The organism is Frigoribacterium sp. SL97, from assembly GCF_026625765.1.
In the GTDB taxonomy this organism is placed as follows: domain Bacteria; phylum Actinomycetota; class Actinomycetes; order Actinomycetales; family Microbacteriaceae; genus Frigoribacterium.
The window spans coordinates 1,776,115-1,793,365 of record NZ_CP113062.1 but is presented as its reverse complement, the minus strand read 5'-3'; the positions used below and the strand labels follow the sequence as shown (position 1 = coordinate 1,793,365).

Annotated in this window: 18 protein-coding genes; 8 read left to right on the top strand and 10 right to left on the bottom strand. The window is 71.9% G+C overall.

Annotation, left to right across the window (positions count from 1 at the left end):
• Positions 1 to 489 carry an FHA domain-containing protein gene (locus tag OVA02_RS08570; protein WP_267659652.1) on the bottom strand — a complete coding sequence of 163 codons (489 nt, stop codon included), beginning with the start codon at positions 487 to 489 and terminating at the stop codon, positions 1 to 3.
• A gap of 233 nt (positions 490 to 722) precedes the next feature.
• On the opposite strand from OVA02_RS08570, the gene OVA02_RS08565 reads away from it, so the two are divergent.
• Positions 723 to 2,213, top strand: coding sequence for a S1C family serine protease (locus OVA02_RS08565; RefSeq protein ID WP_267659651.1), 1,491 nt, complete (start codon positions 723 to 725; stop codon positions 2,211 to 2,213).
• A gap of 60 nt (positions 2,214 to 2,273) precedes the next feature.
• On the opposite strand, the gene OVA02_RS08560 is transcribed toward OVA02_RS08565, so the two are convergent.
• The 4 genes from OVA02_RS08560 to OVA02_RS08545 form a co-directional block, all read right to left on the bottom strand.
• The gene (locus OVA02_RS08560; RefSeq protein ID WP_056045004.1) at positions 2,274 to 3,251 is read right to left on the bottom strand and encodes an NUDIX hydrolase; all 978 of its coding nucleotides are present in this window, start codon (positions 3,249 to 3,251) and stop codon (positions 2,274 to 2,276) included.
• 209 nt (positions 3,252 to 3,460) lie between these two features.
• The gene (locus OVA02_RS08555) at positions 3,461 to 3,847 is read right to left on the bottom strand and encodes a VOC family protein (protein ID WP_056045002.1); all 387 of its coding nucleotides are present in this window, start codon (positions 3,845 to 3,847) and stop codon (positions 3,461 to 3,463) included.
• Between the two features lie 89 nt (positions 3,848 to 3,936).
• Positions 3,937 to 4,884: a J domain-containing protein gene (locus OVA02_RS08550; protein ID WP_056045000.1), complete on the bottom strand. Its 948-nt coding sequence runs from the start codon at positions 4,882 to 4,884 to the stop codon at positions 3,937 to 3,939.
• 70 nt (positions 4,885 to 4,954) lie between these two features.
• Complete coding sequence (locus tag OVA02_RS08545; protein ID WP_082460206.1) at positions 4,955 to 5,362, bottom strand: TIGR02611 family protein; 408 nt, start codon at positions 5,360 to 5,362, stop codon at positions 4,955 to 4,957.
• Between the two features lie 62 nt (positions 5,363 to 5,424).
• On the opposite strand from OVA02_RS08545, the gene OVA02_RS08540 reads away from it, so the two are divergent.
• The 3 genes from OVA02_RS08540 to OVA02_RS08530 all read left to right on the top strand — a co-directional run bounded on the left by OVA02_RS08540 (position 5,425) and on the right by OVA02_RS08530 (position 7,895).
• Positions 5,425 to 6,396, top strand: a complete 972-nt coding sequence (locus tag OVA02_RS08540; RefSeq protein ID WP_056044998.1) for an aldo/keto reductase — start codon at positions 5,425 to 5,427, stop codon at positions 6,394 to 6,396.
• Between the two features lie 13 nt (positions 6,397 to 6,409).
• Positions 6,410 to 7,273, top strand: a complete 864-nt coding sequence (locus OVA02_RS08535) for an aldo/keto reductase (protein WP_267659650.1) — start codon at positions 6,410 to 6,412, stop codon at positions 7,271 to 7,273.
• Between the two features lie 73 nt (positions 7,274 to 7,346).
• Positions 7,347 to 7,895 (top strand): YbhB/YbcL family Raf kinase inhibitor-like protein, encoded by a 549-nt coding sequence (locus OVA02_RS08530; protein WP_056044992.1) that lies wholly within the window; start codon positions 7,347 to 7,349, stop codon positions 7,893 to 7,895.
• A 94-nt stretch (positions 7,896 to 7,989) separates the two neighbouring features.
• On the opposite strand, the gene OVA02_RS08525 is transcribed toward OVA02_RS08530, so the two are convergent.
• The gene (locus OVA02_RS08525; RefSeq protein WP_056044991.1) at positions 7,990 to 8,994 is read right to left on the bottom strand and encodes an aldo/keto reductase family protein; all 1,005 of its coding nucleotides are present in this window, start codon (positions 8,992 to 8,994) and stop codon (positions 7,990 to 7,992) included.
• A gap of 121 nt (positions 8,995 to 9,115) precedes the next feature.
• On the opposite strand from OVA02_RS08525, the gene OVA02_RS08520 reads away from it, so the two are divergent.
• The 3 genes from OVA02_RS08520 to manD all read left to right on the top strand — a co-directional run bounded on the left by OVA02_RS08520 (position 9,116) and on the right by manD (position 12,196).
• Positions 9,116 to 9,964 (top strand): EI24 domain-containing protein, encoded by an 849-nt coding sequence (locus OVA02_RS08520; RefSeq protein ID WP_200922573.1) that lies wholly within the window; start codon positions 9,116 to 9,118, stop codon positions 9,962 to 9,964.
• The gene (locus OVA02_RS08515; RefSeq protein WP_056044988.1) at positions 9,961 to 10,821 is read left to right on the top strand and encodes an aldo/keto reductase; all 861 of its coding nucleotides are present in this window, start codon (positions 9,961 to 9,963) and stop codon (positions 10,819 to 10,821) included. The genes OVA02_RS08520 and OVA02_RS08515 overlap by 4 nt, the downstream gene beginning before the upstream one ends.
• Before the next feature lie 136 nt (positions 10,822 to 10,957).
• Positions 10,958 to 12,196: a D-mannonate dehydratase ManD gene (gene manD, locus OVA02_RS08510; RefSeq protein WP_056044985.1), complete on the top strand. Its 1,239-nt coding sequence runs from the start codon at positions 10,958 to 10,960 to the stop codon at positions 12,194 to 12,196.
• Positions 12,197 to 12,227: 31 nt separating this feature from the next.
• Here the strand turns inward: manD and OVA02_RS08505 are convergent, their stop codons facing one another.
• The 4 genes from OVA02_RS08505 to OVA02_RS08490 form a co-directional block, all read right to left on the bottom strand.
• The gene (locus OVA02_RS08505) at positions 12,228 to 12,710 is read right to left on the bottom strand and encodes a VOC family protein (RefSeq protein WP_056044983.1); all 483 of its coding nucleotides are present in this window, start codon (positions 12,708 to 12,710) and stop codon (positions 12,228 to 12,230) included.
• A gap of 144 nt (positions 12,711 to 12,854) precedes the next feature.
• Complete coding sequence (locus OVA02_RS08500; protein ID WP_173150795.1) at positions 12,855 to 14,324, bottom strand: NCS2 family permease; 1,470 nt, start codon at positions 14,322 to 14,324, stop codon at positions 12,855 to 12,857.
• 113 nt (positions 14,325 to 14,437) lie between these two features.
• Positions 14,438 to 14,842 carry a hypothetical protein gene (locus OVA02_RS08495; protein WP_056044979.1) on the bottom strand — a complete coding sequence of 135 codons (405 nt, stop codon included), beginning with the start codon at positions 14,840 to 14,842 and terminating at the stop codon, positions 14,438 to 14,440.
• An 82-nt stretch (positions 14,843 to 14,924) separates the two neighbouring features.
• Positions 14,925 to 15,782, bottom strand: coding sequence for a LysR substrate-binding domain-containing protein (locus OVA02_RS08490; RefSeq protein WP_043594893.1), 858 nt, complete (start codon positions 15,780 to 15,782; stop codon positions 14,925 to 14,927).
• Positions 15,783 to 15,923: 141 nt separating this feature from the next.
• On the opposite strand from OVA02_RS08490, the gene OVA02_RS08485 reads away from it, so the two are divergent.
• Entirely contained in the window at positions 15,924 to 17,246 is a 1,323-nt protein-coding gene (locus tag OVA02_RS08485) for an MFS transporter (protein ID WP_056044978.1), read from the top strand.
• Positions 17,247 to 17,251: the final 5 nt, after the last annotated feature.

Here is a 17,251-nt window from a genome sequence, read left to right as displayed (position 1 = left end):
CTACTTGATCGCCAGGTTCGCGAGGTCGACCCGCGATGCGTAGAACGTGAGGCGGAACTTGCCGACCTGGACCTCGGCTCCGTCCGAGAGCCGGGCCTCATCGATGCGGACGCCGTCGAAGTAGGTGCCGTTCAGCGACCCGAGATCGCGCACGCTGAAGGTGCTGCCCTCGCGACGGAACTCGGCGTGCTTGCGGCTGACCGTGACGTCGTCGAGGAAGATGCCGGCCTCGGGGTGACGTCCGGCGACCGTGACGGCCGAGTCGAGGAGGAACCGGGCGCCGATGTTGGGGCCACGACGGACCACGAGCAGCGCGGAGCCCGAAGGCAGTGCGGCGACGGCGTCACGCTCGTCGGTGGACACGCCGCTCTCGAGAGCGGCCAGTTGCGCCTGGAACTCTTCGTTGAAGCTGAGGGTCGTGTCGACCTCGCGAGGGGCGCCGGGAGCGCGGTCCTGCTTGCCGGGTGCCGGGTTGGCGGGCTCTGCCATCGTGGACCTCCTTTGGCGTCCCAGCGTATCGGAACTCCGACCCTCGTCGGGAACCGATTTCGGGGACCGACCCCTGCAGATCGCGCTTCGAGTGATGGTGAGGCGATCTCGGCTCCGTTCACCGCGCCTCCTCATGGGACTCCCCACCGCCTCACGGTCCGGTCATAGGGATCTCTTGGGGTCACGCCGTTCCATGGACCCCACGTCATAACCACCGCCACAGGAGGCACACCATGAACGACCGAGACGGCGACAACACGACCGGCACCCCGAACGACGCCACGCCCGTGACGCCCTCCCCGTCGACCGCCCCGCCTGCCGGCGAGGGCGTCGAGCAGCCCGCCGAGGCCCACACGCTCCCCCACGTCACCGGCGCGTCGGACGCACGCTACGTGTCGGCGGCTCCCACCTGGATGGCCCGCGACGACGCCCACCAGGCCTACGACGCGGCGGCCGGCGCGTCGACGGAGCGGGGTGGCGACGGCGCGGACGGCACGGTGCCCCCGGCCTTCGGCGGCACCCCGAGGCCGCGCCGCTCGAAGAAGTGGCTCGCCCTCACCGGTGCGGCCGCCGCCGTCGTCATCGTCGCGGGTGCGGCGGGCGGCGGCGCCTACGCCGCCGGTCGCTCCGCCGGCACCGCGGCGGCCCAGGCCGCGAGCGAACGCCAGGCGCTCGAGCTGCTCCCCCAGCTCACGCGGCCGGGAGGTGGATCGAGCGACCCGGCATCGCCCTTCGGGGGTTCGAGCCCCCAGGACGGGTCGTCGCAGGACGGTTCGTCGCAGGGCACCTCGACCCAGACCAGCGCCACCGCGGCCACCGCCGAGGAGACGGCCGGCGTCGTGACCATCGTGTCGACGCTGAACTACGACGCCTCGTACAAATCCGCCGGCACGGGCATGATCCTGACCTCCGGAGGGCTCATCCTGACGAACAACCACGTCGTGCAGGGCGCGACCAGCATCCAGGTGACCGTCGAGTCCACCGGCACGACCTACACGGCCGACGTCGTCGGCACGGATGCCACGAACGACGTGGCCGTGCTGAAGCTGCAGGACGCGACGGGCCTCACCCCGGTGAGCTTCGACGCGTCCGGCGACGTCGCCACGGGGGACGTCGTCCACTCGACGGGCAACGCCGAGGGCACGGGCGACCTGGTCACCGCCGAGGGGACCGTCCTCGCCACGGACCAGTCGATCACGGTGCAGAGCGAGTCCGGATCGGGCACCGAGTCGCTGTCCGGTCTCATCGAGGTCGACGCGGACGTGGTGTCGGGCGACTCCGGCGGTCCCCTCCGTGACGGTGACGGCGACGTCGTCGGCATCGTGACGGCCGCCTCGCAGGGATCGTCGACGGTGACCGGCTACGCCATCCCGATCGACCACGCCCTGGCCATCGCCAAGCAGATCCAGTCGGGCACGGGGAGCTCGACCGTGCAGATCGGCCTGCCCGCCTTCCTCGGCGCGCAGATCTCGAGCACGGCGACCGGCACCGCGGGCGGCGTCACGATCGCCGGCACGGTCGAGGGCAGCGCGGCGGCGTCGGCCGGCCTGGTCGCCGGGGACGTGATCACCGCGATCGACGGCACGGCCGTGGCGGACGCGTCCGCACTCACCGCCGCGATCCAGGCGCACGACTCGGGTGACCAGGTCTCGGTCACCTGGACCGACACGACGGGTGCGTCCCACACCGCGACCGTCACGCTGGGCGACGGCCCCGCCGCCTGACCCGGGACCGGACGCGAACGGCCCGCTCCACCGACCGGTGGAGCGGGCCGTTCGCCCGTGTCAGTCGAGGCCGACCGCGCGGCGGAGGGCGCCTGGACGCACGAGGGTGGCCCCGAGGGCTTGGACCCGGTCGGCGAGGCCCCGGTCGGCGGTGACGACGACGACGCGCGGCGCCACGCCGGGCACGTCCCGCAGGTCGTGCACGCGGGCCACGATCGCCGAGTCGCCGTCGGCCTCGGCCCGGACGACGGTCAGGCCGGGGAACGACCCACCGACGGCACGGGCCTCGCCCTCGACGACGGCCGTCACGTCCGGCCACCGCCACGTGGGCGCCCCGGGAGGCTCGCCGGTGGAACCGTCCGCGAACGCCCCGGCGTCCGTCGGCGAGTCGTCGGCGTCCGGCCGACCCGTCGCCGCGGGGGTCCCGCCGCCACCCGGTGCGACGAGCGCCTCGGCCACTCCGTCCCGGGCACCCCGCGAGAGGGCCTCCAGGAACCGAGTCGTGGCACCGACCCGATCGCGCCACCACCCGTCGGGACGGGAGCCGAGGACGTTCGCGACGTCGACGACGACGTGCACCCGGCCCCCGAGTTCGGATCGGAGCCTCGGCCACGACGCGGCGAATCCGGGATGGAGCGGGAGGTCGGACACCTCGTCGACGGGCACCCAGCTCAGGGCGATGCTCTCGGCGTCCGAGACGACGGGCTCGAACGGGCGCACGGCCCGGGCCACGACGGTCGTGTACGACCAGAAGCCGAGGTCGAGCTCGGCGGCGAACAGCAGGCGCAGCGCGTCGGCCGGCACCGCCGCCTCTTCGCCGCTCTCGCGCAGAGCGCCCTGTACCGCGCTCTCGTCGTGGTGGCGGGCTCCGCCGGGGAGCCCCCAGGTGCCGCCGAAGTGGCTCCAGTCGGCCCGGTGCTGCAACAGCACCCGGTCGTCCGGGTCGACGACGAGCAGGCCCGCGGCACCGGCGCGGCCCCAGAACCGACGCCCGTCGGGGGCCTCGACCCAGCCGTCCGCGGGCTCGTGCGTGTTCACACGGTCGAGCTTGCCACAGGGACGAGGAGGCGGTGGCCGCGTCGCGCGCACGACGTCACGTCGACGGGTCGACCCGATGGCGGGCGACCAAACCGATGGGTGCGGCAGTTCCGAAGGCACACCTGGGGCTGGCCCGGAACCCGATGTCGGGCCAGCCCTCCCCCGGGTCCGGCACCGCGCCTCCCCGGCTCGCGCGTCGGACCGGGCGATCAGGGCTGCTGGACGGAGAAGACGTTGCCCGCCGGGTCGGTGAACCAGGCGATGTCGGGGCCCAGGTCGACGCTGCGCCCCCGCATGACGCCCCGCTCGTCGGAGTACCCGCCGAGGTGGAGCGGTTCGAGGCCCCGCTCGGCCAGCGCGTCGAGGGCGGCGTCGACGTCGTCGACGACGAGGTTGAGGACGGTGTACGACGCGGGGGCGTGGTCGGGCTTGCCGTAGACGAACACCCACGCCGCGCCTCCCGGGAGGCGGAGCCGGAACATCTGACCGTCGACGAGGACCTCGATCTCGAGGCCGAGGACGTCGCGGTAGAAGGACGTGGCGGCCGCCACGTCGTCGACGCTGAACCCGGAGTAGCCGGACCGAGGACGGAACACGGGTGGCCCCTCTCTGACGCGGGACGGCCGACGGACGCCGGCGTCTCGCTCCCAGCGTGGACCCTGCCGGGCCCGGGCGCCAGCCTCGGTCAGACGAACCGGATGGCCTGCTGCAGCCGGGCCCGGACCTCGAAGACGTCCGAGATGCTCGTGCGGTCGCCGAGCTCGGGACCGTGACGCAGGACCTGCGGCAGCAGCGAGCGACGCACGACCCAGGTGCCCCCGGCACGACGCCCGACCTTCTCGAGGGCGGGCCCGAAGTCGTCGTCGGGCACCACGATCAACTGGGCCGTGAACGACACGCGGGTCTCCCGTCGCACGGCGCGGGCCTGACGCGTGAGGTCGCGGACGGGCTCCTCGTCGGCGGGGATGCCCCTGCCGACGAGCTCGCCGCGCGACACCTGCACCTCGCTGCCCCAGTCGGAGGACTGGATGGCGAAGAGGCCCGACGGCCCCAGCACGACGTGGTCGAGCTTGCCCTCGACACCCGCGTCGACGTCGCTCCAGATGGTGAAGCCGATGCCGAGTTCGGTGACGGCCGCGACGGTGGCCTCTTCGGCCATCGCGTCGGCGAGCACGTGACGGATCTCGGGAGGCGCGCTCCGGACGAGGCGCTCGTCGTACGGATCGTCGAGCGGGACTCCCCGACCGACCCACTCACGCATCAGGCCGAGGTACCGCTCGCGGTTCGCACCACCGGGGTGGCCGTGCACCCGGGCCTTGGGCTTCGAATCGGTGCGAGCCGGCTCCCGGGGCGGCGGTGACCAGCCGGGGGCATTCGAACCCGCGGACCGCGCGCTGCCCGAGGGGGCGGTGCTCCGGGACGCCGACCCCTGGTCGTAGGAGGCGCGGGCCTCGGGCGTGCCCACCTGCTGCCACGCGTGCTGCACGTCGCGGAACGCCTGCGCGGTGCCGCCGAGGTCGGGGTGGGTCTGGCGGGCCAGCCGTCGATAGGCGCGACGGAGGTCGTCGGTCGACGCCGTCGACGGCACGCCGAGCACCTCGTAGGGCGTGGCGGAGGCGGGACTGGGCGTCACGACGGCGACTTTACCGAACGTGCGCTGGACGTCCGGTCGACGGCCGCCGGGACCGTGTGGGCCCGATGGTTCACCGCGACGGGGCGGCCGAGGGCTTCACGGTCGACGCCCGCCGCGCCGACCGGGCGACCCGCCACGCCCGCCACCGGAGACGGGCGCGGCCGACGAGTCGACGCACCCACAGGGTGATGCGGTGGGCGGCCGGGAACTCCGTGCCCAGCACGGCGACCCCGAGGAAGACGACGAGCCAACCGGGTCCGGGCAGCGGGACCAGGATGAGGCCTACGACGACGATCAGGGCTCCGAGCACCCCGACGCCGATCTTGTAGAGCAACCGGAGCCGAGGGTGCGCGTCGAGCCTCAGGCGCATCTTCGCGTGACCGTCGCGCAGTGCACGGCGCCGAGCACCGCGGTGCGGACCGGCCCCGCGACGCTCGTCGAGGGGCACGCCGTCCGGGCTCTCGGGCTGCTCGTCCATGACGGCGACGTTAGGGGGCGTTCCTGTGAGCAGCACGGCCCGGGAGGGGGTAGCCAGGGAACATGGATTACACACACCTCGGACGCACAGGGTTGTCCGTCTCACGGGCCGTCCTCGGCACGATGAACTTCGGGCCCCAGACCACGGAAGACGACTCCCACGCGATCATGGACCGGGCCCACGAGCTCGGCGTCAACTTCTTCGACACGGCCAACGTCTACGGCTGGGAGAAGGGCGAAGGCATCACCGAGCAGATCATCGGTCGGTGGTTCGCCCGTGGGGGCGGGCGACGGGAGAAGACCGTCCTCGCCACGAAGCTGTACGGCGACATGGGCGACTGGCCCAACGACGGCAAGCTCAGCGCCCTGAACATCCGTCGAGCGCTGGACGCGAGCCTGACGCGTCTGCAGACCGACCACATCGACCTCTACCAGTTCCACCACGTCGATCGCGAGACGCCGTGGGACGAGATCTGGCAGGCGATGGAGGTCGCGGTCCAGCAGGGCAAGGTCCTCTACGTCGGCAGCAGCAACTTCGCCGGCTGGCACATCGCGCAGGCCCAGGAAGCCGCCAAGGCACGTCACTTCAGCGGCCTCGTGAGCGAACAGTCGATCTACAACCTGATCGTGCGGGACGTCGAGCGCGAGACCCTGCCCGCCGCCCGTCACTACGGTCTCGGGATGATCCCGTGGTCGCCGCTCAACGGCGGTCTGCTCGGCGGCGTCATCGAGAAGACCGAAGAGGGCTCACGACGACTCGAGGGGCGGAGCGCGGAGTACGTCGCCGAACACCGCGACCAGCTCGAGGCCTACGAGGCGTTCGCCCGCGAGTTGGGCCACGCGCCCGGCGAGGTCGCCCTCGCCTGGCTGCTGCACCAGCCGGGCGTCACCGGGCCGATCACGGGCCCGCGGACGATGGCGCAACTGGAGTCGGCGGTCGCCGCCGTCGACGTCGAGCTTGACGAGGCCGCGCTGGCGCGGCTGGACGAGATCTTCCCCGGGCACGAGACGTCGCCCGAGGACTACGCGTGGTGAACCGGAGGACGACATGAAGACCAGGACAATCGGAGACGTGACGGTCAGTGCGATCGGCCTGGGCGGCATGCCCCTGTCGATCGAGGGCCGACCCGACGAGAAGCAGGGCATCGCGACCATCCATGCTGCACTCGAGCAGGGCATCACCCTGATCGACACGGCCGACGCTTACCACCAGGCGGGCAAGGACGAGGTCGGGCACAACGAGTTGCTCATCGCCAAGGCGCTGAAGAGCTACCACGCCGACACCGACCAGGTGCTCGTCGCCACGAAGGGTGGACACCTCCGCCCCGAGGCGGGGGCGTGGGCGCAGAACGGCGACCCGGCCTACCTCAAGGAGGCCGCCAAGGCCTCCGCGAAACGGCTGGGCGTCGAGACGATCGGGCTGTACCAATTCCACCGACCGGACCCGGCGGTGCCCTACGCCGACTCGATCGGCGCCCTGGTGGAGCTGCTCGACGAGGGCGTCATCCGCATGGCGGGCATCTCGAACGCCACGCCCGACCAGATCCGCGAAGCGAACGAGGTGCTGGACGACCGACTCGTGTCGGTGCAGAACCAGTACTCGCCTGCGTTCCGGTCGAGTGAGGTGGAGCTCGCGCTGTGCGACGAGATGTGCATCGCGTTCCTGCCGTGGAGCCCCCTCGGTGGCATCACGAACGCCGGTGAGCTCGGAGCGAAGCACGCCGTGTTCGCCGAGATCGCCAACGCCCGACGGGTCACGCCGCAGGTGCTGACGCTCGCCTGGGAGCTCGCCAAGTCCGAACTCGTCATCCCGATCCCGGGGTCGACCCGACCGCAGACGATCATGAACTCGGCGACGGCGACGTCGATCAAGCTCTCGACCGACGAGATCCAGCGGCTCGACGCCGCCTGATCGCACACCCGGTGCGCCCGCCCCTCGGGGCGGGCGCACCGTCACGACCATCCCCGACGAACAGGAGACAGCCATGGCCGACGCCAACCTGACCCGCCCCTACGACATCATCGGCATCGTGCCCGGGTTCGAGCTCTCGAGCACGGACCTCACCGACGGGGGTGAACTGCAGCGCGCGCAGGTGAGCGGCATCATGGGCCCGGGCGGAGACGACGCCAGCCCCCAGCTGAGCTGGTCCGGCGCCCCCGAGGGCACCAAGAGCTATGCCGTGACGGTCTACGACCCCTACGCCCCGACGGGCTCGGGCTTCTGGCACTGGGCCGTGGCCGACCTCCCCGCCGACACGACGTCGTTGCCCTCCGGTGCGGGTGACGACCAGGGCTCGGGCCTGCCCGAGGGGGCCCTCCAGCTGAAGAACGACGGTGGGCTCGCCCGCTACGTCGGTGCGGCACCGCCCGAGGGCCACGGACCGCACACGTACTTCGTCGCGGTGCACGCCCTCGACGTCGAGAAGATCGGAGTGGACGAGACCGCCAGCCCGGCGTACCTCGGCTTCAACCTGCACTTCCACACGCTGGCCCGCGCGGTGATCTCCGCGACGTTCGAGGTCCCCGGGGCCTGAGCCCGGGGCCTGGGCGGTCGCACGCCGAGCCGACGCACGACGACGCCCCGCCACGATCTCGTGGCGGGGCGTCGCCGCGTCGGACGACGGCCGATCAGGCTTCGCGGCCGGCCGGCATCTGCGTCTTGCGCGGGTCCGTCTCGGCGAGGCCGTCGAAGATCGACTCGATGCGCGACAGGACGTCCGCCTCGAGGGTGACGCCCGACGCCTTCGCGTTCGACTCGACCTGTTCGGGACGCGACGCCCCGATGATCGCCGAGGCGACGTTCTCGTTCGACAGCACCCACGCCAGCGACAGCTGCGCCTGGGTCAGCCCCAGGTCGGACGCGATCGGCTCGAGCTGGGCCACGGCGTCGAGGACGTCGTCGCGCATCCAACGTTCGATCATGCCCGCACCGCCCTTCTGGTCGGTGGCCCGGCTGCCCGCGGGCAGCTCGGCACCGACGGTGTACTTGCCGGTCAGGACGCCCTGGGCGACGGGAGACCAGACGATCTGCGAGATGCCGAGTTCGGCCGAGGCCGGGACGACCTCGTCCTCGATGACGCGCCAGAGCAGGGAGTACTCGGGCTGGTTCGAGACGAGCTGGATCTTCAGCTCGCGAGCCAGGGCGTGCGCCTCGCGCAGCTGCTCGGCGTTCCACTCCGAGACCCCGATGTAGAGCACCTTGCCCTGGCGGACCAGGTCGGCGAAGGTCTCCATCGTCTCCTCGAGGGGCGTCTCGACGTCGTACCGGTGGGCCTGGTAGAGGTCGACGTAGTCGGTCTGCAGGCGCTTCAGCGACCCGTTGATCGACTCGGTGACGTGCTTGCGGCTGAGGCCCGTGTCGTTGTGGCCCTTGGGCCCGGTGGGACCGTAGACCTTGGTGAAGATCTCGAGCGACTCGCGCCGCTCGCCCTTCAGCGCCTCACCGAGCACCGTCTCGGCCTGCGTGTTCGCGTAGACGTCGGCCGTGTCGAACGAGCTGATGCCGACGTCGAGAGCCGCACGGACGCAGCGCGTCGCCGTGTCGTTCTCCACCTGGGACCCGTGGGTGAGCCAGTTGCCGTAGGTGAGCTCGCTGACCTTGAGCCCGCTGTTGCCGAGGTACCTGAACTTCATGGACGACCTTTCTCGGTGGTGCCGCCTCGATGCGGCACGCCGTCGACGCTACGCGCCGCCCCCGCGCCGTGACGCGTCGTCCGACCGCACCCGCGCCTCCGGCACTCGGTACGCTCGCCCCGTGTCGGTGATCGGGGAGTTCTTCGGCGGGGTGGGCCTGCTCGGCCGAGGCCTGCGCCTGTGGGCGACGTCCCCGCGGCTGATGCTGCTGGGCGCGGTGCCCGCCCTCGTCGTGGGTGCGGTCTTCGCCGCGGCCCTCGTGGGCGTGGGCCTCGCCGCCGACGACCTGGCCCGCACCCTGACGCCGTTCGCCGACGGATGGCCCGAGTGGTCCCGCACCCTCGTGCGTCTCGGCGGCGGCCTGGCCGTCGCGGCCCTGGCCGTGCTGCTCGCGGTCGTCGCGTTCACCGCCGTCACGCTCCTCGTCGGCGATCCCTTCTACGAGCGCATCTGGCGTCGCGTCGAGGAGCGAGAGGGCGACCCGCCGGCCGACGTCGACCGGGGCTTCTGGCGCGGGCTCGCCCGGAGTGCCGGCGACTCGCTCCGACTGCTGCTGGCCACGGCCGGCGTGGGCGTCCTCCTGTTCGTCGGCGGGTTCGTCCCGGTGCTCGGCCAGACGGTCGTCCCCGTGCTCGGCGCCCTGACCGGCGGATGGTTCCTGGCGGTCGAGCTCACCGGGTACGCCTTCGACGCCCGGGGCCGCTCGCTCGCCGAGCGCCGCCATGGCCTCGCCGTCAACCGGGCGCGCACCCTGGGGCTGGGCACCGCCACCTACCTCCTGTTCTTCGTCCCCCTCGGGGCCGTGCTCGTGATGCCGGCGGCCGTCGCCGCGGCCACCCTGCTGGCCCGCGAGGTCACGACGGGCCCGACCACGGCGGGCCCGACCACGGCGGGACCGAGCACGGCGGGCCCGACCACGGCGGGGCCGGCCACACCCTTCCCGCGCGACGACTACCATCCCCCGGCATGACCACCCCCGCGACTCCGACCAATCCCGCCGTCGCCCTGCCCGACGGGCGCGTCGTCCCGGCCCTCGGCCAGGGCACCTGGAACATCGGCGACGACCCACGGCGCCGCGCCGACGAGGTCGCCGCCCTGCGGGCCGGCCTCGACGCCGGCCTGACCATGATCGACACCGCCGAGATGTACGGCGGCGGGCGGTCCGAACAGCTGGTCGGCGAGGCGATCGCGGGCCGGCGCGACAAGGTGTTCCTGGTGAGTAAGGTGCTGCCGGGCAACGCCTCGCGGCGGGGCACGGTCGAGGCCTGCCACGCCAGCCTCGGGCGCCTGGGCACCGACCGCCTCGACCTCTACCTGCTGCACTGGCGGGGTCGCCACCCGCTCGCCGAGACCGTCGAGGCCCTGGAGGCGCTGGTCGCCGAGGGCGCGATCGGCGGCTGGGGCGTCAGCAACTTCGACGTCGACGACCTGCACGAGTTGCTCTCGGTGCCCGGTGGCGAGAACGTCCAGACGAACCAGGTCCTGTACAACCTGGCCCGTCGCGGACCCGAGTTCGACCTGCTGCCCTGGGCGCGCGAGCACGGCGTGCCGCTCACCTCGTACTCCCCCGTCGACGGCGGCGAGCTGCTCGGTCACCCCGTGCTCGAGCAGGTCGCGACCGATCTCGGCGTCTCGTCGGCGCAGCTCGCCCTCGCCTGGGTGCTGCGCCTCGTGCCCGACCTCATGGTCGCCGTCAAGGCGGGCACGGCCGGGCACACCCTCGAGAACGCGGCCGCACTGGCCGTCGACCTCGACGACCAGGCGTTCGTGCAGCTCGAGCGCGCGTTCCCCGCGCCGACGACCAGGGTGCCGCTCGAGATGCGCTGACCCGCGCCTCCCAGGCTCGCCTCGCGCTCGCGCATGCACCCGACGGGCTCGCCTCGCGCTCGCGCATGCGCCAGAGTGGAGGGACCAGCCCGGGTGACATCGACGTCACCCGGACGCGAGCTCCAGAGGACACCGCATGATCATCGACAGAGCCGACGTGATCGTCACCAGCCCCGACCGCAACTTCGTGACGCTGAAGATCACGACCTCCGACGGCGTGACCGGCCTCGGCGACGCCACCCTGAACGGGCGCGAACTCGCCGTCGTCGCCTACCTGACCGAACACGTCGTGCCCCTGCTGATCGGGCGCGACCCGGCCCGCATCGAGGACACCTGGCAGTTCCTCTACCGCAGCGCGTACTGGCGGCGCGGGCCGGTCACGATGGCCGCCATCGCCGCGGTCGACGTCGCCCTCTGGGACATCAAGGCCAAGGTCGCCGGCCTGCCCCTCTACCAGCTGCTCGGCGGAGCCTCGCGCACGGGGTTGCTGACCTACGGCCACGCCTCGGGGAAGGACCTCGAGGAGCTCTTCGACAGCGTCCGAGACCACCAGGAACAGGGCTACAAGGCCATCCGCGTGCAGACCGGTGTGCCCGGCCTGAAGTCGATCTACGGCATCGCCTCGAACGCCACCTTCGACGCCAACAGCGGCGTGCGCTACGACCACGAGCCCGCCCAACGCGGGGCCCTGCCGAACGAGGAGGACTGGGACACCCGCTCGTACCTGCGGCACGTGCCCACCGTGTTCGAGGCGGTGCGGAACGAGTTCGGCCCCGAGATCCCCCTGCTGCACGACGGTCACCACCGCATGACGCCGATCCAGGCGGCGAGGCTCGGCAAGAGCCTGGAGCCCTTCGACCTCTTCTGGCTCGAGGACGTCACCCCGGCCGAGAACCCCGAGGCCCTGCGACTCGTCCGGCAGCACACGACGACCCCGCTGGCCATCGGCGAGATCTTCAACACCGTGTGGGACTACCAGCAGATCATCCGCGAGCAGTTGATCGACTACGTCCGCAGCGCCGTCACGCACACGGGCGGCATCACCCACCTCAAGAAGGTGCTCGAGTACGCCTCGCAGTACCAGATCAAGTCCGGCATGCACGGTCCGACCGACATCTCACCGGTCGGCATGGCGGCCGCGATGCACCTCGGACTCGCGATCCACAACTTCGGCATCCAGGAGTACATGAAGCACGGCGCGAGGACGGACGAGGTCTTCGAGCAGAGCTTCACGTTCGAGGACGGCATGCTGCACCCGGGTGAGCAGCCCGGCATCGGGGTCGAGCTGGACGAGCGGGCCGCCGCGGCGTACCCCTACGCGCAGGCCTACCTGCCCTACAACCGCCTCGCGGACGGGACCGTCCACGACTGGTGACGAGGAGGCGCGGCGCGGGCGAGCGCGTCGGTCACCCCTCGTAGGCCGCCGCCAGCTCGGCGATGACCAACCGCGTCATGCCCATCATCGCGGTCATGGCCCGAGCGGCGCCCTCGGGGTCGGGCCCGCCGAGGTAGCGGTCCATCACCGACGGGACGACCTGCCAGGAGAAGCCCCAGCGGTCCGTCACCCAGCCGCACCGCCCCTCCTGGCCGCCGTCGGCCGCGAAGGCGTCCCAGTAGTGGTCGAGCTCGTCCTGGGACTCGACCGAGATCGAGAACGACGTGGCCTCGGTCGGCCTCGGCCCTCCGTCGCCGCCGTTCAGCAGGCGGTAGGGCTGGCCGTCGAGTTCGAGGTCGACGACGAGGGCCTGACCGGCCATCGCTTCGTCGGGGAAGTCGTCGGGATAGCGCGACACGTCGGTGACGCGCGACGACGGGAACAGGGTGACGTAGAAGTCGGCTGCGGTCTCGACGTCACGACCGAACCAGAGCGTGGGGGTGATGCGGGGCATGACGCGCCTCCTCGGGGTGGGCAGGCGGCGCCGTCGCCGCCTGCTGCCGGTCAGCGTACTGCGGAGCGGATCGCCGCACGAGACCTCACGACGTGCCGCGCGCCCGGAACGCCGAGCGGCCCGTCGTGACGTCCCGGTGGACGCCTAGCCGATCAGCGCCTCGATCGGGCCGCGCACGAAGTAGACCAGGAACCCCGCCGCGACGATCCAGAGCAGCGGGCTGATCGTGCGGGCCCTGCCCGCGAACGCCCGCACGACAACCCAGCTGACGAAGCCGACGCCGATGCCGTTCGCGATCGAGTAGGTCAGCGGCATGGTGATGATCGTCAGGAACACCGGCAGGGCGACCGAGAAGTCGGTCCAGTCGATCTGGCTGATCTGCGACACCATGAGCGCGCCGACGATCACGAGCGCCGAGGCGGCGACCTCGAGCGGGACGACCTGGGTCAGCGGCGTGAAGAACATGGCGAGCAGGAACAGCGCACCGGTGACGACCGAGGCGAAGCCCGTCCGGGCGCCCTCACCGATGCCCGAGGCCGACTCGACGAACACGGTGTTGGACGACGAACTCGTCGCACCGCCCGCGACCGCGCCGACGCCCTCGACGATCAGGGCCGAGCGGAGGCGGGGGAAGGTGCCGTCGGCGTCCGCGACGTCGCCGGCCTTGGCCAGGCCGGTCATCGTGCCCATGGCGTCGAAGAAGTTGGTGAAGACGAGCGTGAAGACCAGCATGACCGCCGACAGCACGCCGATGCGGGCGAAGGCCCCGAAGCTGAACTGGCCCACCAGCGAGAGGTCGGGCAGGGCCACGATCTGGGTGGGCAGCACGGGGGCGTTGAGGTTCCAGTCGTCGAGGTTCTGGCCGTTCGACGGCGGCACCTGGAAGATCGCCTGCAGGGCGATGGCGATGACGGTGGACGCGACGATGCCGATGAAGATCGCCCCCCGCACCTTGCGGGCCATCAGCACGCCGATGACGAGCAGGCCGATGACGAAGGTGATGGTCGGGAGGGTCGCCACCGAGCCGGAGTCACCGAGCTGCAGGGGCGGCGACGACGTCCCGCTGGTGCGCACGAAGCCCGAGTCGACCAGGCCGATGAACGCGATGAACAGGCCGATGCCGACCGTGATCGCGGTCTTGAGCGCTGCGGGCACCGCGGTGAAGATCATGCTGCGCAGACCGGTCACGGCGAGGATCGTGATGACGAGCCCGTTGATCACCACGAGACCCATGGCCTCGGGCCAGGTGACGTCCTGCACGACGTTGACGGCCAGGAACGAGTTGATGCCGAGTCCGGCGGCGAACGCGAACGGGAGGCGCGCGACGGTTCCGAAGAGGATCGTCATGACGCCCGCGGTGAGGGCCGTGACCGCGCCCACCTGACCGTTCTGCAGCCAGTTGCCGGCGACGTCCTTGGCGGCCTGGTCGGCGCTGAAGCCGCCGAGGATCAACGGGTTCAGGATGACGATGTACGCCATCGTGACGAAGGTGACGACGCCGCCCCGGATCTCGCGGGCCCAGGTCGAGCCGCGATGGGTGATCTCGAAGAACCGGTCGAGGGTGCCCCCGACTCCGGGTCTCGGCGGGGTGGTGACGGGGGCGTTCGTGGCCATGGCGATGCGTCTCCGGTGAGATCGGATGTCGAGGGGGAAGAGAACAGGATAGGGCGTGCCCCGGGTGCACCCAGCAACGACCCCGCTCCGCGACCGCCGACGCGCCCGGACGCCTAGGAGGCGCGGTGCACGCCGAGCGCGCGCGTCACCAGCGGCACCTGCAACGGCAGCCGCACGAGGGTGACGACCCGGCGAGCCATCGTGGCCCGCTCGCTCGTCAGGGCGCGGAGGGCCATCGAGACGTTGGCCGGGAAGACGGCGACGAAGAGCGCGGCGGCGGCGAGCCCGCCGACCGGACGCGTGCGCGGGGCGAGGAGGGCGGCGGCGATGCCGACCTCGGCGAGACCCGAGCCGATCGTCCAGAACCGCGCGGGGCCCGGGACGCTCCTCGGGACGACCGCGTCGTAGACCGCGGGTGTGGCGAGGTGCAGGAGGCCGGAACCGCCCAGGATCGCGGCGAGGACGCGGGCGTCCCGACGGGCGGCGGACTTCTGACGGCGTGTGGGGCGGTGACTCATGCGACCATCTTGCGCGCGCCTCCCGGGGTCGGGCGGGGGCGGCGCGCCGGAGTGGCTGACCGGTGCGTCCCGTCGGACCGGGTCAGACGGCGCGGCTGACGCCCCGGCTGGTGATGGCCGACATGAGGGCGTCGACGGGCTCACGGGCGGCACCCGGGTTGGCGACGAGCACGTAGTCGACGTCGCCGAGGGTGGGCAGCGAGAACCGGTCGCTGACCTTGACGAGGTCGGTCGGGATCAGCGAGAACGGGAACACGGCGACCCCCATGCCGGCCCTCACGGCGGCGAGGACGCCGTTGACGTCACGGGTGTTGCAGGTGATCCGCCAGGTGCGGCCGGCGCGCTCGAGGGCGTCGATGGCCATCTGCCGGCTGAGGCTGGGCGCCTGGTAGGCGATGAGCGGCACGGGCTGGCCGGGTTCGACGACCAGCTTCTCCTGGCCGATCCAGACCATGGCGTCGCCCGCGACGCGCGTGCCCTCGTCGGACTCGCCCGCGGTCTGCTTCACGAAGATCAGGTCGAGGTGGCCCGCGGCCAGACGACGGCGCAGCGGCGCGGACTGGTTGACGGTGAGCTCGAGGTTGATCTGCGGGTAGAGCTGGCGGAAGTGGCGCAGGATGCGCGGCAGCTGGGTGATGGCGAGGTCGTCGGCGGCCCCGAAGCGAAGGCGGCCCCGCATGGCCGAGCCGCTGAAGTAGCTCTCGGCGGCGGCGTGCGCGGCGAGGATCGTGCGCGCGAAGCCGGCCATGGCGTCGCCGTTGTCGGTCAGTCGGACGTCCCGGGTGTCGCGGGCGACGAGCGTGCGGCCCGCGGCCTTCTCGAGCCGGCCGACCTGCTGGCTGACCGTCGGCTGGCTGATGCCGAGGCGCTGCGCGGCCCGGGTGAAGCTGCGCGTCTCGGCCACGACGAGGAACGTCGCGAGCAGCGTGGGGTCGTACACCGCGCCTCCTCCGTCGAAGGGTCTCGGTCCTCGTCATTCACGAAGCCAATGTGATTGATCATCCCCCACCGGGGTCCGAATGACCAGGCCGGCCCTACCGTTGGTGCAGACCGTGAACCGAACCACCAGCGCAGGAACGTGATGTCCGCCCCGCCCCGCACCGACTTCCCCCCGACCGCCCCGCTCCCGATCAGCACGACCCGCCCGCCGTGGCGGCACACCTTCATCGCCCTCAGCGTGCCGAACTTCCGTCTCTGGACGGCCGGCAACGTCGTCGCGATGACCGCCGGGTGGATGCAGCGCATCGCCCAGGACTGGCTCGTGCTCGAACTGACCGGCAGCGCCACCGCCGTGGGCATCACCGTGGCGATGCAGTTCGCCCCGATGCTGTTCTTCGGCCTGCTCGGCGGGGTCATCGTCGACCGCTTCTCGAAGCGCGCCCTCATGCTCGTCACGCAGAGCGTCTTCGCCGTGCTCAGCCTGGGGCTCGCCTCCCTGACCCTGGCGGGCGTCGTCGAGGCCTGGCACGTCTTCGCCATCGCCTTCGCCACGGGCCTCGTGACCGTCGTCGACAACCCGGCCCGACAGGTGATCGTCACCGAGCTCGTCGGTCACACCCACCTCCGCAACGCGATCAGCGTCAACTCGAGCGTGTTCCAGCTGGGCGGCATGGTGGGCCCCGCGATCGCCGGCGTGCTGCTGCTGGCGGTCGGCGCGGGATGGGCGTTCGTCGTCAACGGCGTCGCCTGCCTCGTGGTCGTCGTGATGCTGACGATGCTGCGGACCGCGCAGATGACCCGGGTCGCCTCGTCGGCACGAGGCCGCGGCCAGCTGCGGCAGGGCCTCGCCTACGCCCGCTCGAAGCCGACCATCGTCGTGCCGGTGCTGCTCGTCGGCGTCTACGCCGTGTTCGGCCTCACGATGCCCGTGCTGCTCGCGTCGTTCGCGGCGGACGTCTACGACGTGGGGCCCGGCGGGTACGGCCTCTTCAACTCGATGATCGCCGTCGGGGCCCTGACCGGCGCCCTGCTGTCGACGCGGCGCGCGACGATCCGGCTGCGCACCATCGTGCTGGGCGTGCTCGTCACCGGCGTGCTGCAGGCCGTGGCCGGCTCGATGCCCTCGCTCGTGCCGTTCGCCGTCGTCCTCGTCGGCGTCGGGCTCGCGTCGTTGCTGTTCTTGACGGCCGCGAACCAGCTGGTGCAGATGTCGAGCAACATCGCGATCCGGGGGCGCGTGATGTCGTTGTACATCCTCGTGCTGCTCGGCGGCCAGGCGATCGGCGGACCGCTGATGGGCGTGATCGTCGAGACCTTCGGCACGCACGTCGGCATGATCGTCTCGGGCGGCGTGCCGGCCGTCGCCGCCGCCGTGACGGCGCTGGTGCTCGCCCGGCGAGGGCAGCTGACCCTCCAGGTGCGGACCCGCTGGCACGTGCCCGTCGTCACGATCGAGCAGCGCTAGGCCGG